Origin of the sequence: Novosphingobium sp. GV079, from assembly GCF_003058045.1 — a bacterium.
GTDB classification, from domain to species: Bacteria; Pseudomonadota; Alphaproteobacteria; order Sphingomonadales; family Sphingomonadaceae; genus Novosphingobium; species Novosphingobium capsulatum.
Map to the genome: position 1 here is coordinate 24,024 of NZ_QBUE01000005.1, position 26,230 is coordinate 50,253.

General features: G+C 67.7%; 19 protein-coding genes and 1 tRNA gene. 15 read left to right on the forward strand and 5 right to left on the reverse strand.

Going from position 1 to position 26,230, the window contains the following annotated elements; translation table 11 throughout:
• The first annotated feature begins 70 nt into the window (after positions 1–70).
• On the forward strand, positions 71–2,647 hold the full coding sequence (gene mutS / locus C8K14_RS08035; RefSeq protein WP_107716324.1) for a DNA mismatch repair protein MutS: 2,577 nt from the start codon (positions 71–73) through the stop codon (positions 2,645–2,647).
• Positions 2,648–2,766: 119 nt separating this feature from the next.
• Here the strand turns inward: mutS and C8K14_RS08040 are convergent, their stop codons facing one another.
• Entirely contained in the window at positions 2,767–4,035 is a 1,269-nt protein-coding gene (locus tag C8K14_RS08040) for a NupC/NupG family nucleoside CNT transporter (RefSeq protein WP_022675595.1), read from the reverse strand.
• Positions 4,036–4,136: 101 nt separating this feature from the next.
• Between C8K14_RS08040 and C8K14_RS08045 the strand changes: the two genes are divergently transcribed.
• The 7 genes from C8K14_RS08045 to C8K14_RS08085 all read left to right on the forward strand — a co-directional run bounded on the left by C8K14_RS08045 (position 4,137) and on the right by C8K14_RS08085 (position 9,245).
• Positions 4,137–4,817, forward strand: a complete 681-nt coding sequence (locus tag C8K14_RS08045) for a queuosine precursor transporter (RefSeq protein ID WP_028657676.1) — start codon at positions 4,137–4,139, stop codon at positions 4,815–4,817.
• 66 nt (positions 4,818–4,883) lie between these two features.
• Entirely contained in the window at positions 4,884–5,798 is a 915-nt protein-coding gene (gene argB / locus C8K14_RS08050) for an acetylglutamate kinase (RefSeq protein WP_022675597.1), read from the forward strand.
• A gap of 88 nt (positions 5,799–5,886) precedes the next feature.
• A complete protein-coding gene (locus C8K14_RS08055) occupies positions 5,887–6,477 on the forward strand; it encodes a hypothetical protein (protein ID WP_108338588.1) in 591 nt (196 codons plus the stop codon).
• 113 nt (positions 6,478–6,590) lie between these two features.
• Positions 6,591–6,884, forward strand: a complete 294-nt coding sequence (locus tag C8K14_RS08060; RefSeq protein ID WP_022675599.1) for a YggT family protein — start codon at positions 6,591–6,593, stop codon at positions 6,882–6,884.
• Between the two features lie 4 nt (positions 6,885–6,888).
• Entirely contained in the window at positions 6,889–7,782 is an 894-nt protein-coding gene (folD, locus tag C8K14_RS08065) for a bifunctional methylenetetrahydrofolate dehydrogenase/methenyltetrahydrofolate cyclohydrolase FolD (protein ID WP_107716326.1), read from the forward strand.
• A gap of 76 nt (positions 7,783–7,858) precedes the next feature.
• Positions 7,859–8,623 (forward strand): hypothetical protein, encoded by a 765-nt coding sequence (locus tag C8K14_RS22610; RefSeq protein WP_054131616.1) that lies wholly within the window; start codon positions 7,859–7,861, stop codon positions 8,621–8,623.
• Position 8,624: 1 nt separating this feature from the next.
• Positions 8,625–9,245, forward strand: coding sequence for a MarC family protein (locus C8K14_RS08085; RefSeq protein WP_028657678.1), 621 nt, complete (start codon positions 8,625–8,627; stop codon positions 9,243–9,245).
• Between the two features lie 110 nt (positions 9,246–9,355).
• Here C8K14_RS08085 and C8K14_RS08090 read toward each other — a convergent pair whose 3' ends face one another.
• Entirely contained in the window at positions 9,356–9,943 is a 588-nt protein-coding gene (locus tag C8K14_RS08090; RefSeq protein ID WP_022675603.1) for a TMEM165/GDT1 family protein, read from the reverse strand.
• A 214-nt stretch (positions 9,944–10,157) separates the two neighbouring features.
• Positions 10,158–10,613, reverse strand: a complete 456-nt coding sequence (locus C8K14_RS23215) for a DUF1289 domain-containing protein (protein WP_369974045.1) — start codon at positions 10,611–10,613, stop codon at positions 10,158–10,160.
• 44 nt (positions 10,614–10,657) lie between these two features.
• Here C8K14_RS23215 and C8K14_RS08100 point away from each other — a divergent pair, with 44 nt between their 5' ends.
• The 5 genes from C8K14_RS08100 to C8K14_RS08120 all read left to right on the forward strand — a co-directional run bounded on the left by C8K14_RS08100 (position 10,658) and on the right by C8K14_RS08120 (position 16,017).
• A complete protein-coding gene (locus C8K14_RS08100) occupies positions 10,658–12,223 on the forward strand; it encodes a DEAD/DEAH box helicase (protein WP_107716330.1) in 1,566 nt (521 codons plus the stop codon).
• Positions 12,224–12,443: 220 nt separating this feature from the next.
• Positions 12,444–13,949, forward strand: a complete 1,506-nt coding sequence (locus C8K14_RS08105) for an ATP-binding protein (RefSeq protein WP_107716331.1) — start codon at positions 12,444–12,446, stop codon at positions 13,947–13,949.
• Positions 13,942–14,388, forward strand: coding sequence for a response regulator (locus tag C8K14_RS08110; protein WP_054131621.1), 447 nt, complete (start codon positions 13,942–13,944; stop codon positions 14,386–14,388). The genes C8K14_RS08105 and C8K14_RS08110 overlap by 8 nt, the downstream gene beginning before the upstream one ends.
• Positions 14,389–14,414: 26 nt before the next feature.
• On the forward strand, positions 14,415–15,500 hold the full coding sequence (locus C8K14_RS08115; protein ID WP_255420060.1) for a sensor histidine kinase: 1,086 nt from the start codon (positions 14,415–14,417) through the stop codon (positions 15,498–15,500).
• Between the two features lie 85 nt (positions 15,501–15,585).
• A complete protein-coding gene (locus tag C8K14_RS08120; protein ID WP_107716333.1) occupies positions 15,586–16,017 on the forward strand; it encodes a hypothetical protein in 432 nt (143 codons plus the stop codon).
• 7 nt (positions 16,018–16,024) lie between these two features.
• Here the strand turns inward: C8K14_RS08120 and C8K14_RS08125 are convergent, their stop codons facing one another.
• A complete protein-coding gene (locus tag C8K14_RS08125; protein ID WP_062783146.1) occupies positions 16,025–16,525 on the reverse strand; it encodes an MmcB family DNA repair protein in 501 nt (166 codons plus the stop codon).
• A gap of 212 nt (positions 16,526–16,737) precedes the next feature.
• Positions 16,738–17,256: a hypothetical protein gene (locus tag C8K14_RS23195; RefSeq protein ID WP_082350073.1), complete on the reverse strand. Its 519-nt coding sequence runs from the start codon at positions 17,254–17,256 to the stop codon at positions 16,738–16,740.
• Between the two features lie 124 nt (positions 17,257–17,380).
• On the opposite strand from C8K14_RS23195, the gene C8K14_RS08135 reads away from it, so the two are divergent.
• Both C8K14_RS08135 and C8K14_RS08140 read left to right on the forward strand, forming a co-directional pair.
• Positions 17,381–17,457: transfer RNA gene (locus tag C8K14_RS08135), tRNA-Arg, on the forward strand.
• A gap of 378 nt (positions 17,458–17,835) precedes the next feature.
• The gene (locus tag C8K14_RS08140) at positions 17,836–26,172 is read left to right on the forward strand and encodes a hypothetical protein (protein WP_107716334.1); all 8,337 of its coding nucleotides are present in this window, start codon (positions 17,836–17,838) and stop codon (positions 26,170–26,172) included.
• The last annotated feature ends 58 nt before the right edge of the window (positions 26,173–26,230 follow it).

The following is a 26,230-nucleotide window of genomic DNA, read 5'->3' on the forward strand; positions in this document are numbered from 1 at the left end:
GCCTGCGGGTTTGAGAATGCGCGCCGCCTGGGCTAGCGATAGCGCGATGTCCACCCCCGCCCCCACCCCGATGATGGCGCAATATCTGGCGCTCAAGGACCAGGCGCCCGATTGCCTGCTGTTCTATCGCATGGGCGATTTCTTCGAACTGTTTTTCGATGATGCCCGCCAGGCCGCGCAGATCCTCGATATCGCGCTGACCAGCCGGGGTGAGCATGGCGGCGCGCCGATCCCGATGTGCGGCGTGCCGGTCCATTCGGCGGAAAGCTATCTTGCCCGCCTGATCCGCGCCGGTTGCCGCGTGGCCATTGCCGAGCAGGTGGAGAGCCCGGAAGAGGCCAAGAAGCGCGGCGGCTCCAAGGCCTTGGTGGCGCGCGACATCGTGCGCTTCGTCACCGCCGGCACCCTGACCGAGGAAGCCCTGCTCAACCCGCGCGAATCCAACGTGCTGGCTGCCCTGTGCCCGCTGCGCGACAGCGTGGGCCTCGCCTCATGCGACATTTCCACCGGGCGGATGGAGCTGGAGGAATGCACGCCCGATCGGCTCGGCGCCGCGCTCGCCCGGCTCGGTGCGCGCGAGATCGTCGCCCCCGATGGCTGGGCCGATGCCCCGCTCGATGCCGTGCCGCGCGACGGCCGCACGTTTGACAGCGCAGCGGGCGAAGCGCGCCTCAAAGAACTGCACGGTGTCGCCACGCTCGATGGCTTTGGCATGTTCGGCCGCGCCATGCTGGCGGCGGCGGGCGGGCTGATCGCCTATCTCGACCACGTCGGGCGCGGGCGCCTGCCGCTGCTGCTGCCGCCGGTGGCGCGCGGGGCCGATGCGCACATGGCGATGGACGAGGCGACGCGCGCCAGCCTGGAAGTGCTGGTGTCGGCCAGCGGCACGCGCAAGGGCAGCCTGGCCGAGGCGATCGATCGCTGCGTCACCGGTGCGGGCGCGCGCCTGCTCGCCGAAGACCTCGCCGCGCCGCTGCTCGATCTGGCGCAGATCCGCGCCCGCCTGGAAACGGTGCAGTGGCTGGTCGATGATCCGCTGCTGCGGGCCGATCTGCGCGCCACCTTGCGCACTGTGCCCGATCTCGGCCGCGCGCTGGGCCGCGTCGTCGCCGGGCGCGGTTCGCCGCGCGATCTGGGCCAGCTGCGCGATGGCCTGGCCCAGGCGCGGCACCTGCACGACAGCCTTTCGGCGCGCGCCGATCGCCCGGCCCTGATCGCCGCGCTGTTGCCGCATCTGGCCGGCCATGGCGCGCTGGTCGATCTCTATACCCGCGCCCTGGTGCCCACCCCGCCCACCGAGCGCAGCCAGGGTGGGTTCATCGCCGAAGGCTATGATGCCGGGCTAGACGAACTGCGCGCCGCAGCCGGCAATTCGCGCCGCGCCATCGCCGCGCTGGAAGCCAGGTACCGCGACGAGACCGGCGTTGCCGCCTTGAAGATCCGCCACAACGGCGTGCTGGGCTATTTCATCGAAGTGCCCGCGCGCCATGCCGACCGGCTGATGGCGCCCGATTCCGGCTTTACGCATCGCCAGACCATGGCCGGCGCGGTGCGTTTCAATGCGCTGGCCCTGCACGAGGAAGCCAGCCGCATCGCCGAGGCCGGCGGCCATGCCCTGGCCGCCGAGGAAGCCCATTTCGAAGACCTGATCGCCCAGGCCGTCGCCGCACGCGAGGGCATTGCCGCCACCGCCGCCGCGCTGGCCCGCATCGACGTGGCCGCCAGCCATGCCGAGCGCGCCGGCGAGGGCGGCTGGTGCCTGCCGCAGGTGGTGGAAGAACCCGTGCTGGCGATCACCGGCGGCCGTCACCCGGTGGTGGAAGCCGCGCTGGCCAAGGCGGGCGAACGCTTCGTGGCCAACGATTGCCAATTGGCCGAGGCTGACCGGCTGTGGCTGGTCGGCGGGCCGAACATGGGCGGCAAGTCCACGTTCTTGCGCCAGAACGCCTTGATCGTGCTGCTGGCCCAGGCCGGCAGCTATGTCCCCGCGCAAGAGGCTACGGTGGGCCTGGTCGACCGGCTGTTCAGCCGCGTCGGTGCCAGCGACAACCTGGCGCGCGGACGCTCCACCTTCATGGTCGAAATGGTCGAAACCGCCGCGATCCTGCAACAGGCCGGCCCGCGCAGCTTCGTCATCCTCGATGAAGTGGGGCGCGGCACGTCGACCTATGATGGCCTGGCCCTGGCCTGGGCCGTGGCCGAGGCGGTGCACGAAACCAACCGCAGCCGCTGCCTGTTCGCCACCCATTACCACGAAATGCAGCGCCTGGCGGAAACCTGCCCGGCGCTGTCGCTGCACCATGTGCGGGCGCGCGAGTGGAAAGGCGATCTGGTCCTGCTGCACGAGGTGACGCAGGGCCCGGCCGACAAGTCCTATGGCCTGGCCGTCGCGCGCCTGGCCGGGGTGCCCGAACCGGTGGTCAAGCGCGCGCGCAGCGTGCTCGACAAGCTGGAAAAGGGCCGCGCCGCCACTGGTGGCCTGGCTGCGGGCCTTGGTGACTTGCCCCTGTTTGCCGCCGCGATCGAGGCGGCCGAGGACAAGGTCGATGCGCTGCGCGACAAGCTCAACGCGCTGGATATCGATGCGCTGTCACCCCGCGCCGCGCTCGATCTGCTTTATGAACTCAAGCGCGAGGCAAACGCATAGCCCCTCCACCACCGCTTGCGCGGCGGTCCCCCTCCCCGCCTTCGGCAGGGAGGATCTTCAGGTCCTCCCCATCAGCGATGGGGAGGTGGCGGCCGCAAGGCCGACGGAGGGGCTTGATGTCAAAGCGACAGAAACAGCCCCGCGAGCGCCGCGCTCATCAGGTTGGACAGCGCGCCGGCGCACAGCGCCTTGATGCCCAGCCGCGCGATCACCGGGCGCTGGTTGGGTGCCAGGCCGCCGGTCACCGCCATCTGGATGGCGATCGAGGAGAAATTGGCAAAGCCGCACAGCGCGAAAGTGACGATCGCGATCGTGTGATCGGAAAGGCCCTTGGCCTCTTGCAGATCGATGAAGCCGACGAATTCGTTGAGCACGATCTTGGTGCCGAACAGGCCGCCGGCCTGCATCGCCTCGGCCCAGTTGGGCGCGCCCAAGAGCAGGAACACCGGCGCAAAGATCGGCGCAAGGATCTGCTGGAAAGTCAGCCCGGGATGGCCGAAGAAGCCACCGGCCCAGCCCAGCATGCCATTGGCCAGCGCGATCAGCGCCACGAACGCCAGCAGCATCGCGCCCACCGCCACAGCCAGCTTTACCCCGGTCTGCGCGCCTTGCGCGGCGGCCATGATCAGGTTGGCCGGGCGCTGTTCTTCCGGCGCCTCTTCCAGCGAAGGCTTGATGTGCGGATTGGTCAGCGCGGCGTCGGCATCGGCATCAACGGCATCGTGCAGCGGGGGCACGTCGGGCATGATCAGCTTGCCCATGAACACCCCGCCCGGTGCCGACATGAACGCCGCCGCGACCAGGTAATCCACCCGCACGCCCAGCCCGGCATAGGCGGCCAGGATCGTGCCAGCCACGCCCGCCATGCCCACGCTCATCACCGTGAACACCTGGCTGGGCGAGAGCGCAGCAAGATAAGGGCGGATCACCAAGGGCGATTCGCTTTGCCCGACAAAGATGTTGGCCGCCGCGCACAGCGATTCCACGCGGCTGATGCCGGTCACCTTTTCCAGCGCGCCACCGATCCAGCGGATCACCAGCGGCATGATGCCCAGGTAATAGAGGATGGAGATCAGCGCGGCGAAGAACACGATCGGCGGCAGCACAGCGATCGCCACGCTCTTGCCGCCCAGTTCGGGCCGGGCGAGATCGCCGAACACGAATTCCACCCCGGCGCGCGAATAGGACAGCAACTGCTGCACTGCGCTGGCCGCGCCCTGCAACGCCGCCTTGCCCGGCGGAAAGCTCAGGACCAGCGCGGCCAGGCCCGCCTGCAGGGCAAAGGCTGGCAGCACCACCCGCCAGCGAATGGCGCGGCGGTTGGAGGAGAGCAGGAATGCGATGGCAAACAGCAGCGCCATGCCGCCAAGACTGGAAAGAATGCGCATGGCGGGATCGCCAACTCCACGTACGGGGGATTTAGACGGTTTCGTTCCTAACCATATTTGGCGCCGCGTCAAAATCAGGATAGAGGCCACCGATGGAAAAGATGCCTTCATCCGCGCCGCAGACCGTCTCCCTGCCCCGCGCACTGTTCGTATTTTCCCTGCTTTACGGCGGGTTAGTGGTTCTTGCCGGCGTGCTGGGGGCCAAGATCGCGAGCTTGGGCACCTGGCCCGTGGTCGGCAGCCTGGCGGTGGAATCGGGCATTTTCTGCTTTCTGCTGCTGGTTGTATTGTCCAGCACCACGGCCGAACTCTATGGCCAGAAGGCCGCGACCACGCTGGTGCGGCTGGGTTTCATCCCGCTGATCGTCTCGATGGTGCTGCTGACCCTGGTGATCCACGCCGTGCCGCCCGCGCCGTTCTGGCAGGGGCAGGAAGCCTTTGCCACGGTGCTGGGCCAGGGCGCGCGGATGCAGCTGGCGGGGCTGATTTCCTATGGCGTGTCGCAAACGCTCAACGTGCATGTCTTTGCCCGTATCGGCGGCGGCCAGGGGCAGCGGCTGATGCTGCGCGCCTGGCTCGCCAGCCTGCTCAGCCAGGTGGCCGATACCGTGCTCTTCATCACGCTGTCGTTCTGGGGCGAAAAGGGCGCCGACGGGCACCCGCTGCCGATCGGCGCGCTGATGACCGGGCAGCTCGGCGCCAAGCTGCTGCTGTCCACGCTGATGGTGCCGCCGCTGATCTGGCTCGCGGTGCGGCTGGGGCGCCGCCTCGATCGCGCCTGACCACAAATCTTCACGGCGCAAATAACCACTGCAAATTCGGTCGAAGACGGCTAAGGCGCCGCCATCATGGCCACGAACATCGATCAGACCGACTCCTATCGCACCAGCATGCTCGCCAAGGCGGAAACGCTGACCGAGGCGCTGCCCTATCTGCAGCGTTATGCCGGCAAGACCTTTGTGGTGAAGTATGGCGGCCACGCCATGGGCGATCCCGATGCCGCGCGCGATTTTGCCGAAGACATCGTGCTGCTCAAGGCCGTGGGCGTGAACCCGGTGGTGGTGCACGGCGGCGGCCCGCAGATCGGCGCAATGCTCAAGAAGCTGGGCGTGGAATCGCACTTCATCGATGGCCTGCGCGTGACCGATGCAGCCACCGCCGAAGTGGCCGAGATGGTCTTGTCGGGCAAGATCAACAAGGAACTGGTCAGCTGGATCGCGGCGGCCGGGGGCAAGGCGCTGGGCATTTCCGGCAAGGACGCCGGCCTGGTCACCGCCACCAAGGTGGAACGCACCACCAAAGACCCGGAAAGCAATATCGAGCGTGTGGTCGATCTGGGCTTTGTCGGCGAACCGACCGAGATTGATCCGACCATCATCCACACCGCCAGCGCGGCTGGCTTCATCCCGGTCATCGCGCCGATCGGCGTGGGCAAGGACGGGCACACCTACAACATCAACGCCGATACCATGGCTGGCGCGATCGCGGCCAAGCTCGGCGCTTCGCGGTTGTTCCTGCTGACCGACGTGCCGGGCGTGCTCGACAAGGACAAGCGCCTGCTGACCGACCTGACCCCGCACGACATCGCCGGGCTGACGCGCGATGGCACGATCAGCGGCGGCATGATCCCCAAGCTGGAAACCTGCGTCCACGCGGTGGAGGCCGGGTGCGAGGCGGCGGTGGTGCTCGATGGCCGGGTGCCCCATGCTATGCTGCTGGAAATCTTCACCGCGCGCGGCGCCGGCACGCTGATCCATCGCTGAAAGCCGCGCGCGCCGAAACGGGCCAGGCAGGCAGGGAATGGAACGAAAGCCGATGCCAAGCGTGGTTAGGGGCATGATCCGTTCCTGCATGGCCACCGCCCTCGCCTCTGCCATCGTCATCAACCTTGCGGGATGTGACCGGCGGCCTGATCCCGCACCGCAAGCCTCTGCCAACGCGCCAGACAGTGCGGAAACCACCCCGCCGGCCTGGATCGTGGCGCCTTCTGACCTGCCGAGCGAAGACAGCGCGCCCGATGTAGCGTCAAAGCCTGCCGCGACTGACGCAGCCGCAGCCGATCCGGCGCCCAATCCTGCCTACGCCGCAGCGCTCAACGCGCGGCGCGATCCGGGCAAGGTGCTGGCCGCCTGGGGCACGGCGGTGGAAGCGCGCGACTGGGCCTCGGTCCGCGCGTTCTGGGGCGATCACGGCAAGGGCAGCGGGCTCGACACCAAGGCATTCACCGCGCGCTGGGGCAAGCTGGTGCAACCGCGCGTGACGATCGATCCCGGCCAGTCCGAAGGCGCCGCCGGATCGATCTATTACACGGCCCCGGTGACGATCATCGACGGCGCCCGCCGCCTGACCGGCGAAGTGGTGCTGCGCCGGGTCAACGATGTGCCGGGCGCCACCGCCGAGCAGCTGCGCTGGCACATCGACAGCACCACCTTGATGCCCTGAGCGGGCCAAGACCCAACGAAATCTTGCGCAAAAGGGCGGCGTTCACCCGATTGCCCTTGGGGCCTAGCCTGGGCTAAAGCGCAGCACCGCTGCCGCCATAAGGAACGCCGCCCGTGCTGCTCTATACCCTTGTCCAGATGATCGATTACCTGATCAGCGTTGTCAGCATGGTCGTGATCGTGCAGTTCGTGATGAGCCTGCTGATCAGCTTCAACGTGATCAACACCAGCAACAACGCGGTCGTCGCGATCTGGCGCGCGCTCAATGCCATTCTCGATCCGCTGCTGGCGCCGATCCGCCGCTTCATGCCCAACACCGGCGGTATCGATTTTTCGCCCATGGTGCTGATCGTGCTGCTGCGCCTGCTGTCGATCCTGCTCAACGGCCTGGCCGCCTCGGGGTACTGATTTCATGACTGCCAACGTTATCGATGGAAAGGCCTTTGCGGCCAACCTGCGCGCGCGCATCGCCACTCTGGCGGCCGAATTCACCCAGGCCACCGGGCGCCAGGCAGGCCTTGCCGTGGTGCTGGTGGGAGAAGACCCGGCCAGCCAGGTCTATGTCCGCTCCAAGGGCAAGAGCACGGTGGAAGCCGGCATGGCCAGCTTCGAACACAAGCTGCCCGCCGATACCGACGAAGCCACGCTGCTGGCCCTGGTCGAACAGCTAAACGCCGATCCCGCCGTTGATGGCATTCTGGTGCAGTTGCCGCTGCCCCGCCATCTTGACGAGCAGAAGGTGATCGCCACGATCAACCCCGACAAGGACGTGGATGGCTTTCACGTCACCAATGCCGGGCGCCTGGCCGTGGGCCAGGCCGGCTTCGTGCCGTGCACGCCGCTGGGCTGCCTGATGCTGCTGCAAGACCGGCTGGGCGATCTGTCCGGGCTCGATGCCGTGGTCATCGGCCGCTCCAACATTGTGGGCAAGCCGATGGCCCAGCTGCTGCTGGCGCAAAGCTGCACGGTGACCGTGGCGCACAGCCGCACCCACAACCTGCCCGATGTGGTGCGCCGCGCCGATATCGTCGTGGCCGCCGTTGGCCGCCCGGAAATGATCCGGGGTGACTGGATCAAGCCTGGCGCCACGGTGATCGACGTGGGCATCAACCGCGTGGCCGGTGCCGTGGAAGGCAAGACGCGCCTGGTCGGAGACGTTGCCTATGACGAAGCCGCTGCGGTGGCGGGCGCGATCACGCCGGTGCCCGGCGGGGTCGGCCCGATGACCATTGCCGTGCTGCTGCGCAACACGCTGGTGGCGGCCTATCGCCACGCCGGCCTGGCCCTGGCGCCTGACGCGATCTGATCACGGTTCTTGGCGGAACGTTTCATTGCCAAGTGCTTGCTTGGCCCCCGGGCCGGCATCCGATAGAACCGGGGGCATGCTGTTTCGTGCCCCCGGCATCGCCCTTGCGCTTGCCTTCTGCCTTGCCGCCCCCGCCCTGGCCCAGCCGGCCGGCGGACGCGTGCGGATGATCGCCAATCCCAGCGCGCTGATCGGCGCCGATATCGCTACGGCCCAGGCCATGCAGGCCAAGGGCCCGCGCGAGGGACTGGCCACCAGCATGGCCGAAGGGGCCGAGCTTATCCTGCCGCCACGCCAGGCAGCCGATCCCCTGCTGCGCCGCAAGGATGCCATGCCGGGCCACCCGCATCAGCCCGATGCCGCGTGGATCGCCTGCGACGGCAGCTTTGGCATCACCCGTGGCCGCTGGAAAACCGCCACCGGAACCGGCGGCTGGTATGCCACGGTGTGGCAGCGCCACGCCAAGAAGGGCAACTACCAATGGCGCCTGTCGCTGGAGGGCACGGCCGCCAGCCTGCCCGATGCGCCCGAATTCCTGATCGGCCTGGTGGCCGATTGCCCGGCCCGGCCGATGCCAGCCGGCGCAGACGATCGCCCTGCGCCCAAGCCCGCCAAGAACGCGCCCATCGTGCAGCGCCCCCTGGCTGGCGCGATTCCCGCTGACGACGCGCCCGCCGGGTCCGACAGTCAGACCGCGCAATCCAACGATGGCACCCTGGCCTGGCGATCCACCGTGCGGCCCGATGGCAGCCGCGCGTTTCGCGCCTGGCAGTGGAAAGACGGCGTGATGGCCGACATTGTCCATCTGGACGCCGCCCCCGACCAGCGCCAAGGTGGCTGACATGCTGCAACTGTTCCTGTCCGCCTTCACCACGCTGTTTCTGGTGATCGATCCGCCCGGCTGCGCGCCGATCTATGCCGGGCTGACCACCCATGCCAGCGCGCGCCAGGCCACGCAGATGGCGCTGCGCGCCTGCGTGATCGCCACCGGCATCCTGGTGGTCTTTGCCCTGTTCGGCGAAGCCCTGCTCGGCGCGCTGCACATCGAACTCGCCAGCTTTCGCATCGCCGGCGGCATCATGCTGTTCCTGATCGCACTCGACATGGTGTTCGAAAAGCGCACCGAACGGCGCGAGGAACGCGCGGAAAAGGTGCGCAATGCCCAGCCCCACGTGGAAGACGTCTCGGTCTTTCCCATGGCCATGCCGATGCTGGCCGGGCCGGGCTCGATCGCCTCGATCATGCTGCTGACCGCGCGCGCCCACGGCACCGAGGAAACCGCGGTGGTGCTCGCCGCGCTGGGCGTCGTCATGGTGCTCAGCTTTGTTGCGCTGGTGGCCGCCCGCCCGATCATCCGCGTGCTGGGCGAGCAGGTAGAGGCGGTGGTCACCCGCCTGCTGGGCGTGCTGCTGGCGGCCCTTGCGGCGCAATTCGTGATCGACGGGCTGCGCACCCAGTTTTAAGCGCTGCGCGCGACAAGGGCTTCGACAAGCTCAGCCCGAACGGTTCCGGGGGATAATGCCCCCCGTTCGCCCTGAGCCTGTCGAAGGGCGCCAACGCAGCGCCCCAACCCTCAAACCAGACCAGCCGTCTGCGCCAGCAGCCAGCTGCCGATCACGATGAACAGCGCGGCGGCAACCATGCGCACCAGGTTCATCGGCACGCGCGCGATCAGGGCATTGCCCAGGAACACCGCCGGCACATTGGCCAGCATCATGCCCAGCGTGGTGCCGGCCGTGACCGCCACGGCATCGTGGAACCGCGCGCCCAGCGCGATGGTCGCCACCTGGGTCTTGTCGCCCATTTCCACCAGGAAGAACGCCACCACCGTGGTCAGGAACGCGCCAAAGCGCGCCGGCCGCGCCGCGTCGTCCTCGTCATCGAGCTTGTCGGGCACCAGGGTCCACAGGCCCATGGCGATGAAGCCGCCCGCAATGGCATAGCGGAACCACAGGCCATCGAGCAGGTCGGCCGCGACCATGCCGACCAGGGCCGCCAGGAAATGGTTGACCAGCGTGGCAGCGAGGATGCCCAGCACGATCGGCACTGGCCGCTTGAACCGCGTGGCCAGGACAATGGCGAGAAGCTGGGTCTTGTCGCCGATTTCGGCCAGCGCGACCACGGCGGTGGAGGTGCTGAAGGCTTCGAACAAGGGTGCCATGGGTGATACGTTCCGGGCCGGGCGAGACGAAGACAAACGACAGCGCGTGCTTCCGCCCGGCCGAGCGAATCACACAGCTGCCATTTGGTCTTGCCCGCAGCGGGCCGTGTCCGGCCTGCCTCTGCCCGCGCCATGATCTCTCGACCAAGCATGTTGACGCTGGGCGCCGCGCGCGACGCGCGGTGGCTACTCCCCAAGTGACGTGGCCGATCGGTTAGGGTGCCACGTGGCCGGTGGCAAGGCGTTTTTCACAACGTGCCAGGATTGCATGCTTTTCTTCCGCTCCCGCGCGGTACCATGCGGTGATTTCGGCCATGGTGCGGGCACAGCCACGGCACAGGCCGCTATCGGGCGCGATGCTGCACACCCCCGTGCAGGGGCTGGCGGGTGGGGCAGGATGGCCGGGCGAATCCATGCCACGCCCTAGGCCCGGGTGCAGCGCAGCGCAATTTCCTTGCGTATCGAGGCCATTGCCCCTAAGGGAGCGACCAGCAGGTGCGATGCGCCCGCCGCGATCCAGCGGCAGGTGACAGAGGCCCGGGCAAGCGTGAGATCGACCGTCGCTACGGAAACGATCCGCCCCGGCTGCGCGCATCGTGCCCCACCCGCCTCCCTTTATCACGCAAGGGGTCGCACGTTCGACCCTGCACCCATCGGGCCTGTCGCGCATTGTCGTGGCCGGCCATGGGAGGCATTGCAAAGCATTGGAACTCCATGTCCTATTTTTCTGACCTTGGCCTTGCCGAGCCGATTCTCCGCGCGCTTGAAACCAAGGGCTACACCGATCCCACCCCGATCCAGCGCCAGTCGATTCCCGCGCTGCTCGAAGGGCGCGATCTTCTCGGCATCGCGCAGACCGGCACCGGCAAGACCGCCGCGTTCGCGCTGCCCTCGCTGCACCGCCTGGCCGCCGATCCGCAGCCGCGCAAGCCGGCGTCGTGCCGCATGCTGGTGCTTTCGCCGACCCGCGAACTGGCCGCCCAGATCGCCGACAACATGAAGGGCTATGCCAAGAACCTGCGCCTGACGGTCGATTGCGTGTTCGGTGGCATTCCCATCGGCAAGCAGGCCCGCCGCCTGGTGCCGGGCGTCGATATCCTGGTGGCCACGCCGGGCCGCCTGCTCGACCTGATCGACAACCGCGCGCTGACCATCGGCCGCACTGAAATCTTCGTGCTCGACGAAGCCGACCAGATGATGGACCTGGGCTTCATCCATGCGCTCAAGCGCGTGGCCAACCTGCTGCCGGCCAAGCGCCAGAGCCTGTTCTTTTCCGCCACCATGCCCAAGTCGATCGAAGACCTGGGCAAGCAGTTCATCAAGAACCCGGTGCGCGTGGAAGTGGCCCCGCAATCGACCACGGCCGAACGCGTCGAACAGTTCGTCAGCTTCCTCAACCAGCCGGAAAAGCAGGCGCTGCTGTCGCTGACGATCCGCCGCCTGCTGGCGGAAAAGCAGCTCGATCGCGGCATCGTGTTCACCCGCACCAAGCATGGTGCCGATCGCGTGGCGCGCAATCTTTCCGCCGCCGGCATCGATGCCCGCGCCATCCACGGCAACAAGAGCCAGGCGCAGCGCACCGCCGCGCTCGAAGCGTTCCGCCAGGGTTCGTGCCCGGTGCTGGTGGCAACCGACATTGCCGCACGCGGGATCGACGTTTCGGGGGTGAGCCACGTGTTCAACTTCGAACTGCCCAACGTGCCCGAGCAATATGTGCACCGCATTGGCCGCACCGCGCGCGCCGGTGCCGATGGCGTGGCGATCAGCTTCTGCGCGCCTGATGAAAAGCCCTACCTGCGCGATATCGAGCGCCTCACCAAGGTGAAGCCCGATGTCATGCCGCTGCCGGAAAACTTCCTGGCCGATGCGGCACGCCTGCCCGCACCCGTGCGTCGCGCGGCCGAAGACACCGACATGCGCCGCGACCAGCCGCGTGGTCGCGCCGGTGGTGGCCGTCGCGATGGCGGGCGCAGCGAGGGTGGCCGCCAGGACGGCGGACGCCGCGATGGCCGCCGTGACGGTGGCCCACGCCAGGACGCCCCCCGCGCCGACAATCGCGGCGAGCCCCGCCGTGACGACACGCGCCGCAGCGATGCTCCCCGCAGTGACGCGCCGCGCAGCGCAGACCGCACCGGCCAGGATCGCCGTCGCAGCGACGCCCCGCGCAGCGATGCCGCCCGGCACGACGCCGGTGGCGAAGCCGCTGCCAAGCGCCGGTTCCGCCCGCGCGGCCCGGCCACGACCGGCCAGCACCGCAACAAGGTGCGCCGCGTGGTCTGATCCAGCGGCAGCGCCGATGGCTTGAAAAAGGGGTGTGGGCCGCGCGGCCTGCACCCTTTTTTCTCATGGCAAACCTGCGCGCCGCCGCTGCCATGCCGCGCTCGCCCCGGCGCAAAAATGCCATTGTTGAGGGACGCAGGTGGAACCAACCGGGCCGATCGGCATTCCTGTCGTGGGCGCGCGGCGCCATCTGCGATCGTGCCGCGCGGGAAGGGTCTCAATGCAAACGACGAATCTGACCGCGCTGGGTAGGGATACCCGGGTCAACCGCTTCATCCTGACACTGCTGACCATCGGTTTTGCCGCCCTGCTCGCCGGGCTCGGCGCGGCATTGTGGACGCAGCAACGCAATACCGACAGCGAGCGCTGGGTTGCCCATACGCTGGAAGTTCAGGCGCGCATCGGCGCCTTTGCCAGCAAGGCCGAGCGCATGGAGACCGCCCGGCGCGGCCGCCTGCTGAGCGATGACCCCGCGTTCAATGGCCTGTTCGACAAGGCATTGGCCAGCGCGCTCGCCGATCTCGACATGGTCCAGAGCAAGACCGCAGACAATCCTGAGCAGGCCGCCAACATCCGCCGGATGCGGCAATTGCTGAGCGATTACGTCAAGGCCGAAAGGACGGAACGGAGCAGGGGCAGAAGCGCGCAGGCCGCCCTGCGCAGCGATTTCTTCCACGATCCCGTCGTCGTCCATATTCGCGAGATCCGCCAGGTGGCCGACGCCATGGCCGATGAAGAGCGCGCCCTGCTGCGCCAGCGCGAATCGCTGCAGGCGCAAAGCCTGCGCACGTTCAACATGGTGCTGGTGGCGATCGCGCTGCTGATCCTGACAGTGGCCAGCGCCACGATCCTGCTGGTGCGCCGCACCCTGCGCGATCTGCGCGCATCGCGTCTGGAGCTGAGCGCGCTCAATACCGACCTGGAACGCCTGGTCGATTCGCGCACCACCGAGCTGCAGCGCGCCAACGCCGAAATCCAGCGCTTTGCCTATATCGTCAGCCATGATCTGCGTTCTCCGCTGGTCAACGTCATGGGCTTTACCGCCGAACTGGAAGCGGCGACCGACGTGATCGCCCGCTCGCTGCACGATCCGGCGCAGGCGGGCGCTGCGGTGCCCTCGCCCGCCGATGTGCTGCGCGCGGTAGAGGAAGACCTGCCCGAGGCGATCGGCTTCATCCGCAGTTCCACCCAGAAGATGGACCGGCTGATCAATGCCATCCTGCGCCTCTCGCGCGAAGGGCGCCGCACCCTGGCGCCCGAGACGCTCGATCTCACCGCGCTGGTCCGCTCGATCGCCGATACGATGCAGCACCGCCTGACCGAAACCGGCACCACGCTGACCATCGCGGCGTTGCCCACGCTCACCAGCGATCGCACCGCGCTGGAACAGATTCTTTCCAACCTGATGGAAAACGCGCTGAAGTACCTTCAGCCCGGCCGCGCTGGTGAAATCCACATCAGCGGCAAGGCCGTGCGCGGCCGCGCCATCATCGAGGTGACGGACAACGGCCGCGGCATCGATCCGCGTGATCATGAACGCATTTTCGACCTTTTCCGCCGCTCTGGCGTGCAGGACCAGCCGGGCGAAGGCATCGGTCTTGCGCATGTTCGTGCGCTTGCCTATCGCCTTGGCGGTGTGATCGAAGTGGTTTCGGAATTGGACAAAGGCGCCACGTTCCGCGTCAACCTGCCGATCGAATGGAAAGGCGCAGAAGCCAATGGTTAATCAACGTCCCGTCAACATCGTGATGATCGAGGACGACGAGGGTCATGCCCGTCTCATCGAGAAGAACATCCGCCGCGCCGGCATTTCCAACACGATCCATCACTTCGTCGATGGCACCTCGGCGCTGTCGTTCCTGCTCGATAGCGAGCACGGCCCCAGCCACAACGGGCCGGCGCTGGTGCTGCTCGATCTCAACCTGCCGGACATGAGCGGGATCGATATCCTCGCCCGGATCAAGAGCGATGATGGCCCGCTGCGCCGCACCCCGGTGGTCGTGCTGACCACCACCGATGACAAGGTGGAAATCCAGCGCTGCTATGACCTGGGCTGCAACGTCTACATCACCAAGCCCGTCAACTATGAAAGCTTTGCCGACGCGATCCGTCAGCTGGGCCTGTTCCTGTCGGTGATCCAGATCCCGAGTGCGGAGGAGGTCTGATCCGTCCCGCCGCGCGCATTCTCTATATCGACGACGACGAGGGGCTGCGGCGCCTCGTCGCACGGGTGCTGGCGCGCAAGGGATATGACGTAACCACCGCGGCCAGCGGCGATGAAGGCATCGCCATGACTGCAAGTCAGGCTTTCGACCTGGTAGCCGTGGACCATTACATGCCGGGTCGCGACGGCCTCTCCACGCTCGAAGGGCTGCGCGCCCTGCCCGATTGCCCGCCGATCGTCTATGTCACCGGCTCGGAAGAGAGCCGCATCGCCGTGGCCGCGCTGAAAGCCGGGGCGCAGGACTATGTCGTCAAGGCAGTGGGCGACGATTTCTTCGATCTTCTGGCGCAAAGCTTTGCCCAGGTGCTGGAAGCCACCGCCCTGCGGCAGGCCCGCGACCGCGCCGAACAGGATCTGCGCGCCAGCAACGCCCGGCTGGAAACCCTGCTGCGCGAGGTCAACCACCGCGTTGCCAACAACCTCCAGATGGTCATGGCGTTCGTCTCGATGCAGGCGCGCAGCGTGGACAACGAGGCCGCGCGCGATGCGCTCTATCGCGCGCACCAGCGTATTGCCACGATCGCCCAGGTCAACCGGCGGCTTTACACGACCAATGACGTCGAATTCGTGGCGATCGACGATTATCTCGCCGCCCTGGCCAGCGACATGGGCGATGCCTGGTCGGCCCAGCGGCCGCGCACGGTAACGGTCGATGCCGATCCCGCGCGGCTGAAGACCGACCTTGCCGTCACCATAGGCCTTGCGGCCAACGAACTGGTCGGCAATGCCTGCAAATATGCCTATCCGGCCGATGCCGAAGGCGAGGTGCGCGTCACCCTGCGCCTGACGCAGCAGGTTGATGCCGAGGCGCGCCTGATGCTGTGCGTGGAAGACGATGGCTGGGGCATGCCGCCCGACGGCACCGTGCATGGCACCGGCCTTGGCACGCGGCTGATCGATGCGCTCACCCGCTCACGCGGGGCACGCCTGGCACACGAGGCGGTGCATCCCGGCGAGGCTATGCCCGGCACGCGCGCCTGCCTGACGCTTACCCTCAACGCTGATGATCTGTGCCCGGGCGACGACAGCGTGCCGGCGGATTTCACCATCTGAACCTTGCCGTCGCGGCTTTTTGTGATATTTTTCATATCACGAATACACCATCGATCACGGCAAGCGCAGGCAACGGGGATGGGGCATGGGCAAGAAGCGCAAGCGCAACGCGGAAAAGGCAGCGGTTGACCAAGGCCTGGCGCGGGCCGTCATGGCACTGCTGGCCCAAGCCATGGCCGAGCCGGACGTGGCGCGCTGCACCCTGTCGATCGACAAGACCACCGGCCTTGCCCGCCTGGCGACGAGCGGCGCGGACGGCCGCACCGCCACGCGCGAGATCGTCGGCCCTGGCCTCGCGCTCGATACGCTGACCAACGCGCCAGACGAACAACCGGATCAATTGCCCGGCGCATTGCCAGCAACCAGCGGGCGCAGCGGTGCCCAGGCCCGGGCCGCCCGCGATGCGCAGATCGTGGCGCTCGCCGCGCGCGGCCTTACTCAGACCGAAACCGCACGGGTGCTGTCAGTCTCCCAGGCGCTGGTATCCAAAGTGCTGCGCGCCGCCGCGGCCGGCTAAACCATCCTCAATGGTCAATGCCCCAGGTGGCGCAGGCCGGATCGGCCGCCACCACCTGCCGGCGCAAGGCGGTGCGGGCCAGGCGCTCCACCTCTACCTTGCGGCGCGCGGCGGCCAACGGCAGGCTGGGCGCCGGCCGCACGATTTCCGCGTCATAGCCATCGGCCACGATGATGCCGCAGGCCTGCGGCAGAAACGCCGCATCGTTGAGCACGGCGCGATCAAGATGCGGTGCCAGCCCCCAATAGAACCGGTCGCAATGATCGAGGTATTCCGGCCACTTGCTATCGCCCAGCAGATCGGCGCGGCTGACCTTGATTTCCACGATCACCACCCGCCCCTTGCCATCGATCCCCATCAGATCGGCCCGCCGGCCATTGCGCAGCGGCATTTCCGCCAGGCACCAGATATCGTTGCGGGCAAACAGCCGCGCCACGCCGCGTGCCACGGCCAAGGCATCGGGCGACAGCGAGGGGGCGGTGGGCGGAACGAGAATCGAATCGGACATGCCGCCAGATTAAGAACATAATGCGAACAGGTAAAGCCGCAGCCCGCCAGGTTCGCTGTGATCCGACCTAGGGTGTGTGGGGATTCAGGTCAGGGTGGAGCGAGAATGGCTGATTTTCGCGACCCGGAGCGCAGCGTACTTTCGGTACGTGAGCACCGGAAGCGCGAAAAGCGGCCGTTCGCAGCCCGCCATGGGCTGAATCCCCACACACCCTAGCGTTGCGGCCGAAGATTGAGCGGCGGGATCAGATCGAGCAGCGCAGCGCGCGCGGCCTCGAATTCCTGCCACAGCGCCTGGGCGGCCTGGCGCAGCGCCTCGGGCGTGGCGCGGCCCTGGGCGGCGATCAGAGCGCGCAAGCCAGGTTGCAGCACGGCAGCCAGGTCTTCGATTCCGTCGCGCGCCTGGTCGGCCCGCCAGCCGCCGGTGGCCCGCATGATCGCGGGAAAGTTGCGCACGTCGGGCCGCAGCGGTTCAGGGGGACGCCCCGCCAGCACCGCCACCGACCGCGCCGCCTCGTGCAGCGCCATCCACACCGTATCGAGCGGCGACATGCCCGCCAGCCGTGCCCGCGCCGCCAGCCGATCGGCCCCCAGCACATCCGATGCGCCGCCGGGCAACAGCGGCGGCGGGCCGCCCTGCACCGTTTGCCGCGCCTGCTCGCGCAAGGGATCGCGCGGCGCTGAATCAAGGCTTTGGCCAGCGCGGAAGGACTGGAATGGGGGGTGTTCCATGGCGGAAAGGCTAGGCTGGGATTGTTAACCGATTCCTAATTTTCCACCGTGCCGATGCCGTGGCCAGGGGCCGTGCAAAAACCGCTGGCATGCCCTGCCCGCCACTGCTAGGGCGCCACTTCACGCACCCGTAGCTCAGCTGGATAGAGTACTGCCCTCCGAAGGCAGGGGTCACAGGTTCGAATCCTGTCGGGTGCGCCACTTCCCTCAACATCTGATGCTTGATCGGCCCCTGGCCCGCGCTGTGCGTGGCGCCAGCTCTGCGCCGATGCCGCTCAAGGCATTGCCGCGTAATTGTGCGTAAGCTGTTCCGACAATAAATTCACCGTGAACACGGCATACCGTTCCGCGCATGACGTTCAGCGGAACAAGACGCACAGTATTGGTATATATACTTAGCAATCAGCAGATTTCAGCCAATATTGTGTTGATTCAGCCGATTCTGCATAACCGCCGCCGAACCTCGTGAATATGCGCCGCCTGGCCCTGGCCGGGCGGATCAACACAGCTGGCGGCCACTTTTTGCGCAAGCGGCAGCGGTACGCCATGTTCTTTTCAACGCCTTGAGGTGTCAAGAAAATGGCGAATATCAACGTCACCGTGTCGGCCTACAACGCCAATGCGCCCTATTCCGCGGCCGATACCGTCACCCTGGCCGATACCGGCGCTGCCATCGCGGCGCTGTCGGCAAGCGATTTTGGCAACCTCGCGGCAAACGGCATCGACAAGATCAATGCCACCGACAACGTGCTGAGCCTGACCGTGGACCAGTACCAGGCATTGGGCGTGGTGACGCTGGCCGCGGGCGACGTGATCACCCTGGCTGACAGTGGCGCCAATATCGCCGCGCTTTCTGCCAGCGATATCGCCGCGCTGGCCGATGCCGGGATCGACAAGATCGACGCCACCGACAATGTGCTCAACCTCAGCGTCGCACAATACCAGGCGCTGGGCACCGTGGCCCTGACCAGCAGCGACACCGTGACGCTGACCGGCACGGGCACTGCGCTTTCCGCCCTCACCCCCAGCGATATCGCCGCGCTGGCCGATGCCGGGGTGGACCAGCTTGACGCGACCAACAACGTCCTGTCGCTGACCCTGGCGCAATACCAGGCGCTGGGCAGCGTGACCGTGGCCGCCAACGACGTCCTCACGCTATCGGGCACGGGTGCCAGCATCGGCGCGCTCAGCGTGGCGCAGATTGCCGGCCTGGCCGCCTCGGGCTTTGACAAGATCAACGCCACCGACAACGTGCTCACCCTTTCGGTCGCGCAGTATCAGGCGCTGGGCACGGTGGAACTGGTTGCGGGCGACGTGATCACCCTGGCCGACAGCGGCAGCAACCTGGCCGCGCTCTCGGCCGGTGCTTTTGCCGCGCTGGCCGACGCCGGCATCGACAAGATCGACGCGACCGACAATGCCCTCACCCTGTCCGTGGCGCAGGTCCAGGGTCTGGGCACGGTGGAACTGGCGCGTGGCGACGTGATTACCCTGGCCGACAGCGGCGCGGCGCTGGCCGCGCTCTCTGCCGCCGACATCGCCAATCTGGGCGCCATCGGCATTGACCGCATCGACGCCACCGACAACGCGTTGAGCCTGACGGTGCAGCAGGCGCTGGCGCTGGGCAGCGTGGCGCTGACCGGCAGCGACAGCATTCCCCTGGCCGATACCGGCAGCAACCTGGCCGCGCTGACCCCGGCCGAACTGGCGCAACTGGCCACGGCCGGGTTCGACGCGATCGATGCCAGCGATGGGGCGCTTACCCTTTCGCTCGCGCAGATCGGCGCCTTGGGCACCATGGCGCTGACGCCGGGCAACACCGTGATCGCCCAGGCGACGGCTGCCGAGATCGAGGCCCTGTCACCGGTTGCCATCGCCGCCCTGGCGCAGGCCGGCGTGGATCTGCTCGGCCCCAGCGATGGCGAGCCGATGCTCTCCGTGACGCAGGCCCAGGCCGTGGTCGCCGGCAACCTGTGGTTCACCGGGCACAGCGCGGTTCTGGCCGACAGTGGCGCCGCGATCGCGACCCTGACCGGCACGAGCCTGGAAGACCTTTACCTCCATGGCGTGACGCGGATCGACGCCATCGACGATGTCCTGACGCTGCATGTGGACCAGGCGCTGGCGGTCGGCCAGGCTGGCACCGCCCTGACCGGGGCAGACGTGATCACCCTGGCCGATACCGGCGCCACGCTGGCCGCGCTGGCGGCCGGCACGATCGGCGATCTGGCGCAGCTGGGTATCGACCGCATCGATGCCACCGACAATGCCCTGGCGCTGACCGTGGCGCAGCTCGACGCGCTCGACACTATCGCCCTGACCCAGGCGGACAGTGTCACCCTGGCCGATACCGGCGCGAATCTTGCCGCGCTTTCCGCCGCGACCATCGCTGGCTTGGCGGCGCTAGGGATCGACACGATCCACCCCACCGACGGCACTCTGGCGCTGAGCGTGGCACAGGCCCAGGCGCTGGGCGCCGTGGCGCTGCAAGGCGGCGATACCATCGTGCTGACCGACAGCGGCGCGCATATCGCGGCGCTCTCTGCCGCCGACATTGCGGCCCTGGCCACTGCCGGGATCGATCGCATCGCCACGACGGGCGGCAGCCTTACGCTGTCTGTCGCGCAGGCCCAGGCCCTTGGCACCATCGCCCTGACCCCATCCGACAGCGTGACGCTGGCCGATACCGGCGCCAGCATCGCGGCGCTTTCGGCAACGGCCCTGGCCGCGCTGGTAACAACCGGCATCGATACGATCGACGCCAGCGACGATGCCCTCGCGCTCACCGTCGCACAGGCCCAGGCGCTCGCCGGCGCGACCCTGTCGGGCAGCGACACGCTGACGCTGGCCGATACCGGCGCGCATATCGCCGCGCTGTCGCTGGCCGACCTGGCCGATCTGAGCGCGCGCGGGTTCACCGCGATCGATGCGCGCGATGACTTGCTCACCCTGTCGCTCGCCCAGGTCCAGGGACTGGGCAACCTGGCCCTTACCGGCGCGGACATGGTCACCGTGCTGGCCACCGGCGCCGAATTCGCGGCGTTGACCACACAGGATTTTACCGCCCTCGCTGCTGCCGGGGTGGATGCCCTGGCGACCACCGACCATGCCCTGGCGCTGAGCGTGGCGCAGGTCCAGGCGCTGGGCAGCCTGGCGCTGGCCGCCGATGACGCGATCACCCTGGCCGACACGGCCGCCCATATCGCGGCACTGACCCCGGCTGACCTTGCCGGTCTGGCCGCGCTTGGCATCGATACGGTCCACGCCACCGATGGCGCGCTTACCCTGTCTGCCGACCAGGCCCTGGCGCTGGGCGTGGTAACTCTGGCCGCCGCCGATACGATCACGCTGGCCGATAGCGCGGCCAACCTTGCCGCCCTCACCGCAAGCGAGATCGCCGCGCTGGCCGCCACCGGAATCGATGTGCTCGATGCCACCGACAATGCCCTGGCGCTGACCGTGGCGCAGGCGCAGGCGCTGGGCTCCATCGCGCTGACCGGCAGCGACAGCATCACGCTGGCCGATGGCGGCGCGGCGATTGCTGCGCTGTCTGCCACGGCGCTGGCCGGGCTGGCCGCCGCCGGGATCGACGCGATCGATGCCACCGACAATGCCCTGCATCTCAACGTGGCGCAGCTTGGCGCGCTGGCCAGCGTGGCCATTTCTGCCGGTGACACGCTCACCCTGGCCGACAGCGGCACCCATGTTGCCGCCCTGTCGGCCGCCGCGCTGGCCGCTTTGGTGGCGCAGGGGATCGACACGGTCGACACCACCGACAATGCCCTTACCCTGTCACTGGCCCAGGCGCAGGTGCTGCATGGCGTCACGCTCGCCGCTGCAGACCTGGTCACCGTGGTGGCCACCGGCAGCGAATTGGCCGCCCTTACGGCGCAGGACTTTGCCGATCTGGCCGCAGCCGGGGTCGATGCCCTGGCCACCACCGATCATGAGCTGACCCTGAGCGTGGCCCAGGCGCAGGCGCTGGGCGGGCTGGCGCTGGCCGCCGCCGATACCGTGACCCTGCGCGATAGCAGCGCAACGCTTGGCTGCCTTTCGCCCACGGCCCTCGCGGATCTGGTGGCGCTGGGCGTCGACCGCATCGCTGTCAGCGACGGCACGGTGCAGTTGGATGCGACGCAGGCGTTGGCTCTCGCTGGCACCTTGGTGGCGCCGGATAGCACGCTGATCGTGCACGATGCGCAAAGCACGCTGGAAGGGTTGAGCCCAACGCAATGGGCCACCCTCGCCGCGCTGGGCGCCACCACGGTCGGCAGCGTCGAAGGCCATTTCACGCTCGACGCGGCGAGCGCCGTGGCCATGGCCGGGATCGGCCTGGCCGCCAACGAAGTGCTGACCATTGAAGACAACGGCGCGGCGCTTTCCGCTCTCACTACGGCGCAGCTCGCCACGCTTTCGGCCAAGGGTGGCGTCATCGTCATGGTCAGTGACGATGCCCTGGTGCTCGACGTGGCACGGCTCGATGCTGCGGCGGGACTGGCCTTTGCCACGCAGCATGGCTTCACCCTGGCCGATGACGCCAGCGTGCTCAACGCGCTCTCGCCCACCCAGATCGCGCAGGCGGCCGGCCATGGCGTGAGTGTGGTCAGCGCCACGCAAAGCGCGCTGGAATGGACGTGGGCGCAGTTCAACGCGCTCGATGGCGGGCACATTGCCAGCGCCACCAGTGCAACGCTGGTGACCACGCAGGCCGAACTGGACGATGCCGGCCTGCCGATGCTGGCCGGCCTTGCCGGCCAGGGCATCGATACCCTGGCATCGGCCGCCGGCACGCTTACCGTCACGACCGATCAGCTGGTCGCGCTGGGCCAGGTCGTGCTGGCGGAGGGTGACAGCGTGACCCTGGCCGATAGCGGCGCCGCGCTGGCCGCGCTGGATGCCACGGCGCTGGCCGCCCTCGCCGGGCACGGCATCGATACCATCGCCGTGACCGACCACGTCCTGGCATTTTCGCCGGCCCAACTCGCCGCGCTGGGCCAGGTCACGGTCGGTCCGGCTGCTACGCTGGTCCTGGTCGATAGCGGCGTCCACCTGGCCGCGCTCGATACCGCCGGCGTGGCCGCCCTGGTGGCGCAAGGCGTCGATGCGATCGATTCCAGCGATGATCAGATCGTGCTTGGCCTGGGCACGTTCCGCGCGCTGGCGCCGCTCGCGTTCACGCCGGGTGACCAGATCGTGCTGGAAGACAGCGCCACGGCGCTCTCCAGCCTCTCGCTGGCTGACATTGCCCGGCTGCAGGATCTGGGCGTGGCCTATATCGCCGCCACCGATCCGGGCGCCGTCACCTTTTCGCTGGCGCAGTTCGATGCGCTCCATGGCGTGGACCTGGACGTGGCCAGCATCGTCCTGGCCGATAGCGGCGCGGCGCTGGCTGCGCTCAATCCGGCCTACCTGGTCCAGGCGGGCATTGCCGGCGTGCGGCAGATCGACGCCACCGACAACGCGCTGACGCTCAGCTATGACCAGTTCCTGGCACTCGATGGCACCGTGGCGCTGACGGCCAGCGACAGCGTGACGCTGACTCTCAGCCCGGCCGTGCTGGCCTCGCTCGACGCCGCAGCCATTGCCCACCTCGCCGGCATGCATGTCGATATCCTGGCTAGCACCGGCGGCGCGCTGACGCTGACCCAGGCACAGTTCGATGCCTTGGGCAGCATGGTCATGGCCCCGGCCGCCACGGTGACGCTGTCGCTTGCCGGGTCCGCGCTGGAAAGCCTTTCGCCCGCGCAGATTGCCGCCCTGGCCGACCATGGCATCGATGCGATCGACCTGGGCATGGCCATGCCCACGTTGAGCGTGGCGCAGGCGCTTGCCCTGTCCGCCTACCCCACGTCGTCCGGCGGGATCATCATTGAAGACAGCGCAGACCACCTTGCCACACTGTCGCCCACCGCGATCGCGCTGCTCGATGCCACTGGCGCAGTCACGCTCAACGCCAGCAGCGGCGCGCTGGTGCTCGATCTGGCGCAGACGCAGGCCCTGCATCTGGCCGAGATCGCCGTCAGTGGCACGCAGCCGGTGACCCTGGCCGACAGCGCCACGGCACTTGCCGCGCTCAGCCCCGAAACCCTGTCGTGGCTCGCTGCCATCGGCGTTGACCAGGTCCACGCGAGCGATGGCCCGCTGACGGTGAGCGTGGCGCAGGCTCTGGCCCTCGGCAGCGTTACCTTTGCCGATGGGGATACGGTGATCCTTGCCGATACCGGCGATGCACTGGCCAACCTCTCCGCCACGGCGCTGGCTGGCCTGGCCGTCGCCGGGGTGGACCGGATCGATGCCACCAACGATGCCCTGGTGCTGAGCAAGGCGCAGTTCGATGCGCTGGGCACAGCCACCCTGACCCAGGGCGACAGCGTCACGCTGGCCATCGCGGCGGGACAGCTTTCGGCCCTGACGCCCACGCAACTGCACGACCTCGCCAGCCAGGGCATCGATATCCTGCGCACGCCCGGTGCGAGTGCCGCGTTGACCGTGGCACAGGCCCTGGCGCTGGGCAGCATGGTCTTTGCCGCCGATCTGCCCGCCACCCTGGTCGATAGCGGGGCGCATCTCGCCACGCTGTCGGTGGGCGATATTGCCGCCCTGCGCGCCGCCGGCGTCACGGCCATTGCCGCCACTGGCCATGGCTTTGCCGTCACGATCAGCCAGGCCCAGGCCATCTCCGGCATGACGATCGACCCCGCCAGCACCGCCACGATCACCGATAGCGGCAGCGCGTTGGCGGCACTCTCGCCCCAAGCACTGGCGGCCTTGGCCGATGCCGGGTTCGACCGCATCGATGCCACCGACAACGTGCTGGCGCTGTCGCTGGCGCAGTTCCACGCCATCGCCCCGCTGGGCATCGCACCAGACGACGTGCTGACCCTGGCCGACAGCGCAGCAACGCTGGCCGCCCTGTCGCGCACCCAGATCGATGACCTGGCAGCGCGCGGTGTCACCACGATCCACGCCACCGATGGCGCGATCACCGTGGGCGTCGATAGCTGGTCGCGCCTGGTGCAGGACGGCATCGGCTTTGCCCATGGCGACGCGGTCGTGGTGCGCGACAGCAGCACGGCGATCGCCAACCTGGGCGAAGAAACGCTGGCCACGTTTGCCGATAGCGGGGTCACCCGGATTGATGCCACCGACGATCAGATCACCCTGTCCTATGGTCAATTCCTGGCACTGGGCACCGTGGCATTGACCGGCGCAGACACCGTCAGGCTGTGGTTCAACGGTGATAGCCTGGCCACGCTGGATGACGCCGATGTCGCCGCGCTGGTTGCCGCCGGGGTCGATATGGTGGGCACGCTGGGCGAGCCGCTCTATGTCGATCTGGCCACGCTGCACCATCTGGCGCAGGGCGGCCTGGCGATCGATCCCGATGTCACCGTGCGCCTCATGGTCAGCGGCAGCGCCCTGGCGGCACACGACGCGCAGGAACTGATCGCCCTGGCGACGCAAGGCGTGGATGTCATCCAGGTCAACGGCCCGCTGGCCCTGTCGGTGGCGCAATACGATGCGCTCGGGTCGATGGTCCTGGCGGGCTATGATGGCCGCAGCCTGGTTGATACTGGTGCGCACATCGCCGCGCTTTCGCCCGATGGCCTTGCCGCATTGGCCGCGCGCGGGGTTGGCGTGATCGATGCCACTGACGGCAGCGTGCATCTCTCGCTTGCGCAAGTGAGCGCCATGGGCGGCATGTATGTTGCGGGTGAAGACCTTGCCGTGGTCGATCTCACTGCCGAGCAGGCCTTTGCCCTCGACACCGAAACGGGCGCCATCCTGGGCCAGCATGGCATCGATGCCATCGCCGTGACCCAGGGCACGCTCACGCTCGGCCTGGCCGATCTCTATCGCTATGCCGACTACACCTTTGCCGGCGGCGACGTGGTCCTGGCCGAAAGCGGGGCGACGCTTGCCAACCTGTCGCCCTATGACCTGGCCTGGCTCGCCGGGCGGGGGATTACCGCAATCGATGCCAGCGATGATGCACTGGTGCTGTCGCTGGCCCAGTTTACCGCGCTGGGCACGATGCACCTTGCCGCTACCGACGACGTGACGATCACGGCCAGCGCCGCCGATCTTGCCACGCTGTCGCCTGCTGTGTTCGCGGCCATGGATGCCAACGGGGTCGACAGCGTGGAAGTCTCGGGCGGCGGCTTCAGCCTCACCGCGGCCCGGGCAGCGCAACTCGGCAATATCCAGCTGATCGGCTCTGGCCCGATCACGCTGGTCGACACCGGCGCCGCGATCGCCGCGCTCAGTGCTGATACCCTGGCCGGGCTGGCCGGTTCGGGCATCACCGCGATTGACGCCACTACCGGCATCACCATCAATGCCAGCAAGTATGAAGCCTTGGGTGGCATCGGCTTTGCCCTGGCCGATGTGGTCACCGTAGCCTCGAACCACAGCTTCACCATGGGCGCCGATGTCGACAACGTGACGCTGACCGGCACCAAGAACCTGGTGGTGACCGGCAACAGCGGCGCCAACGTGATCACCGGCAATGCCGGGCGCAACACGCTGGATGGCGGCGCGGGCAACGATCGCCTCATCGGCGGTGCCGGGCGCGATGTGCTGACCGGCGGCGCGGGGGCCGACAAGTTCATCTTCCGCGATGGCGATTTCGGTGGCAACACGGCCTCCACCGCCGACCGCATCACCGATTTCTCGCGCGGCTCGAAAGACCTGATCTCGCTGATCGGGGTGGATGCCAATACCCATACCGTGGGCGATGATGCCTTTGCCTGGATCGGCAACAGCGCATTCCATCACGTGGCGGGTGAGTTGCGCTATATCCAGACTGCCGGCAACACCTATGTCCAGGGTGATACCAATGGCGATGGCCTGTCGGATTTCTGGATCCGGCTGGATGGTGTCGTCAACCTGCAAGCCACTGATTTCCAACTTTGATCGTGGCTGCAAGGGCGGTTTCGGAAAGGGGTGCCATCGGCGCCCCTTTTTGATTGCA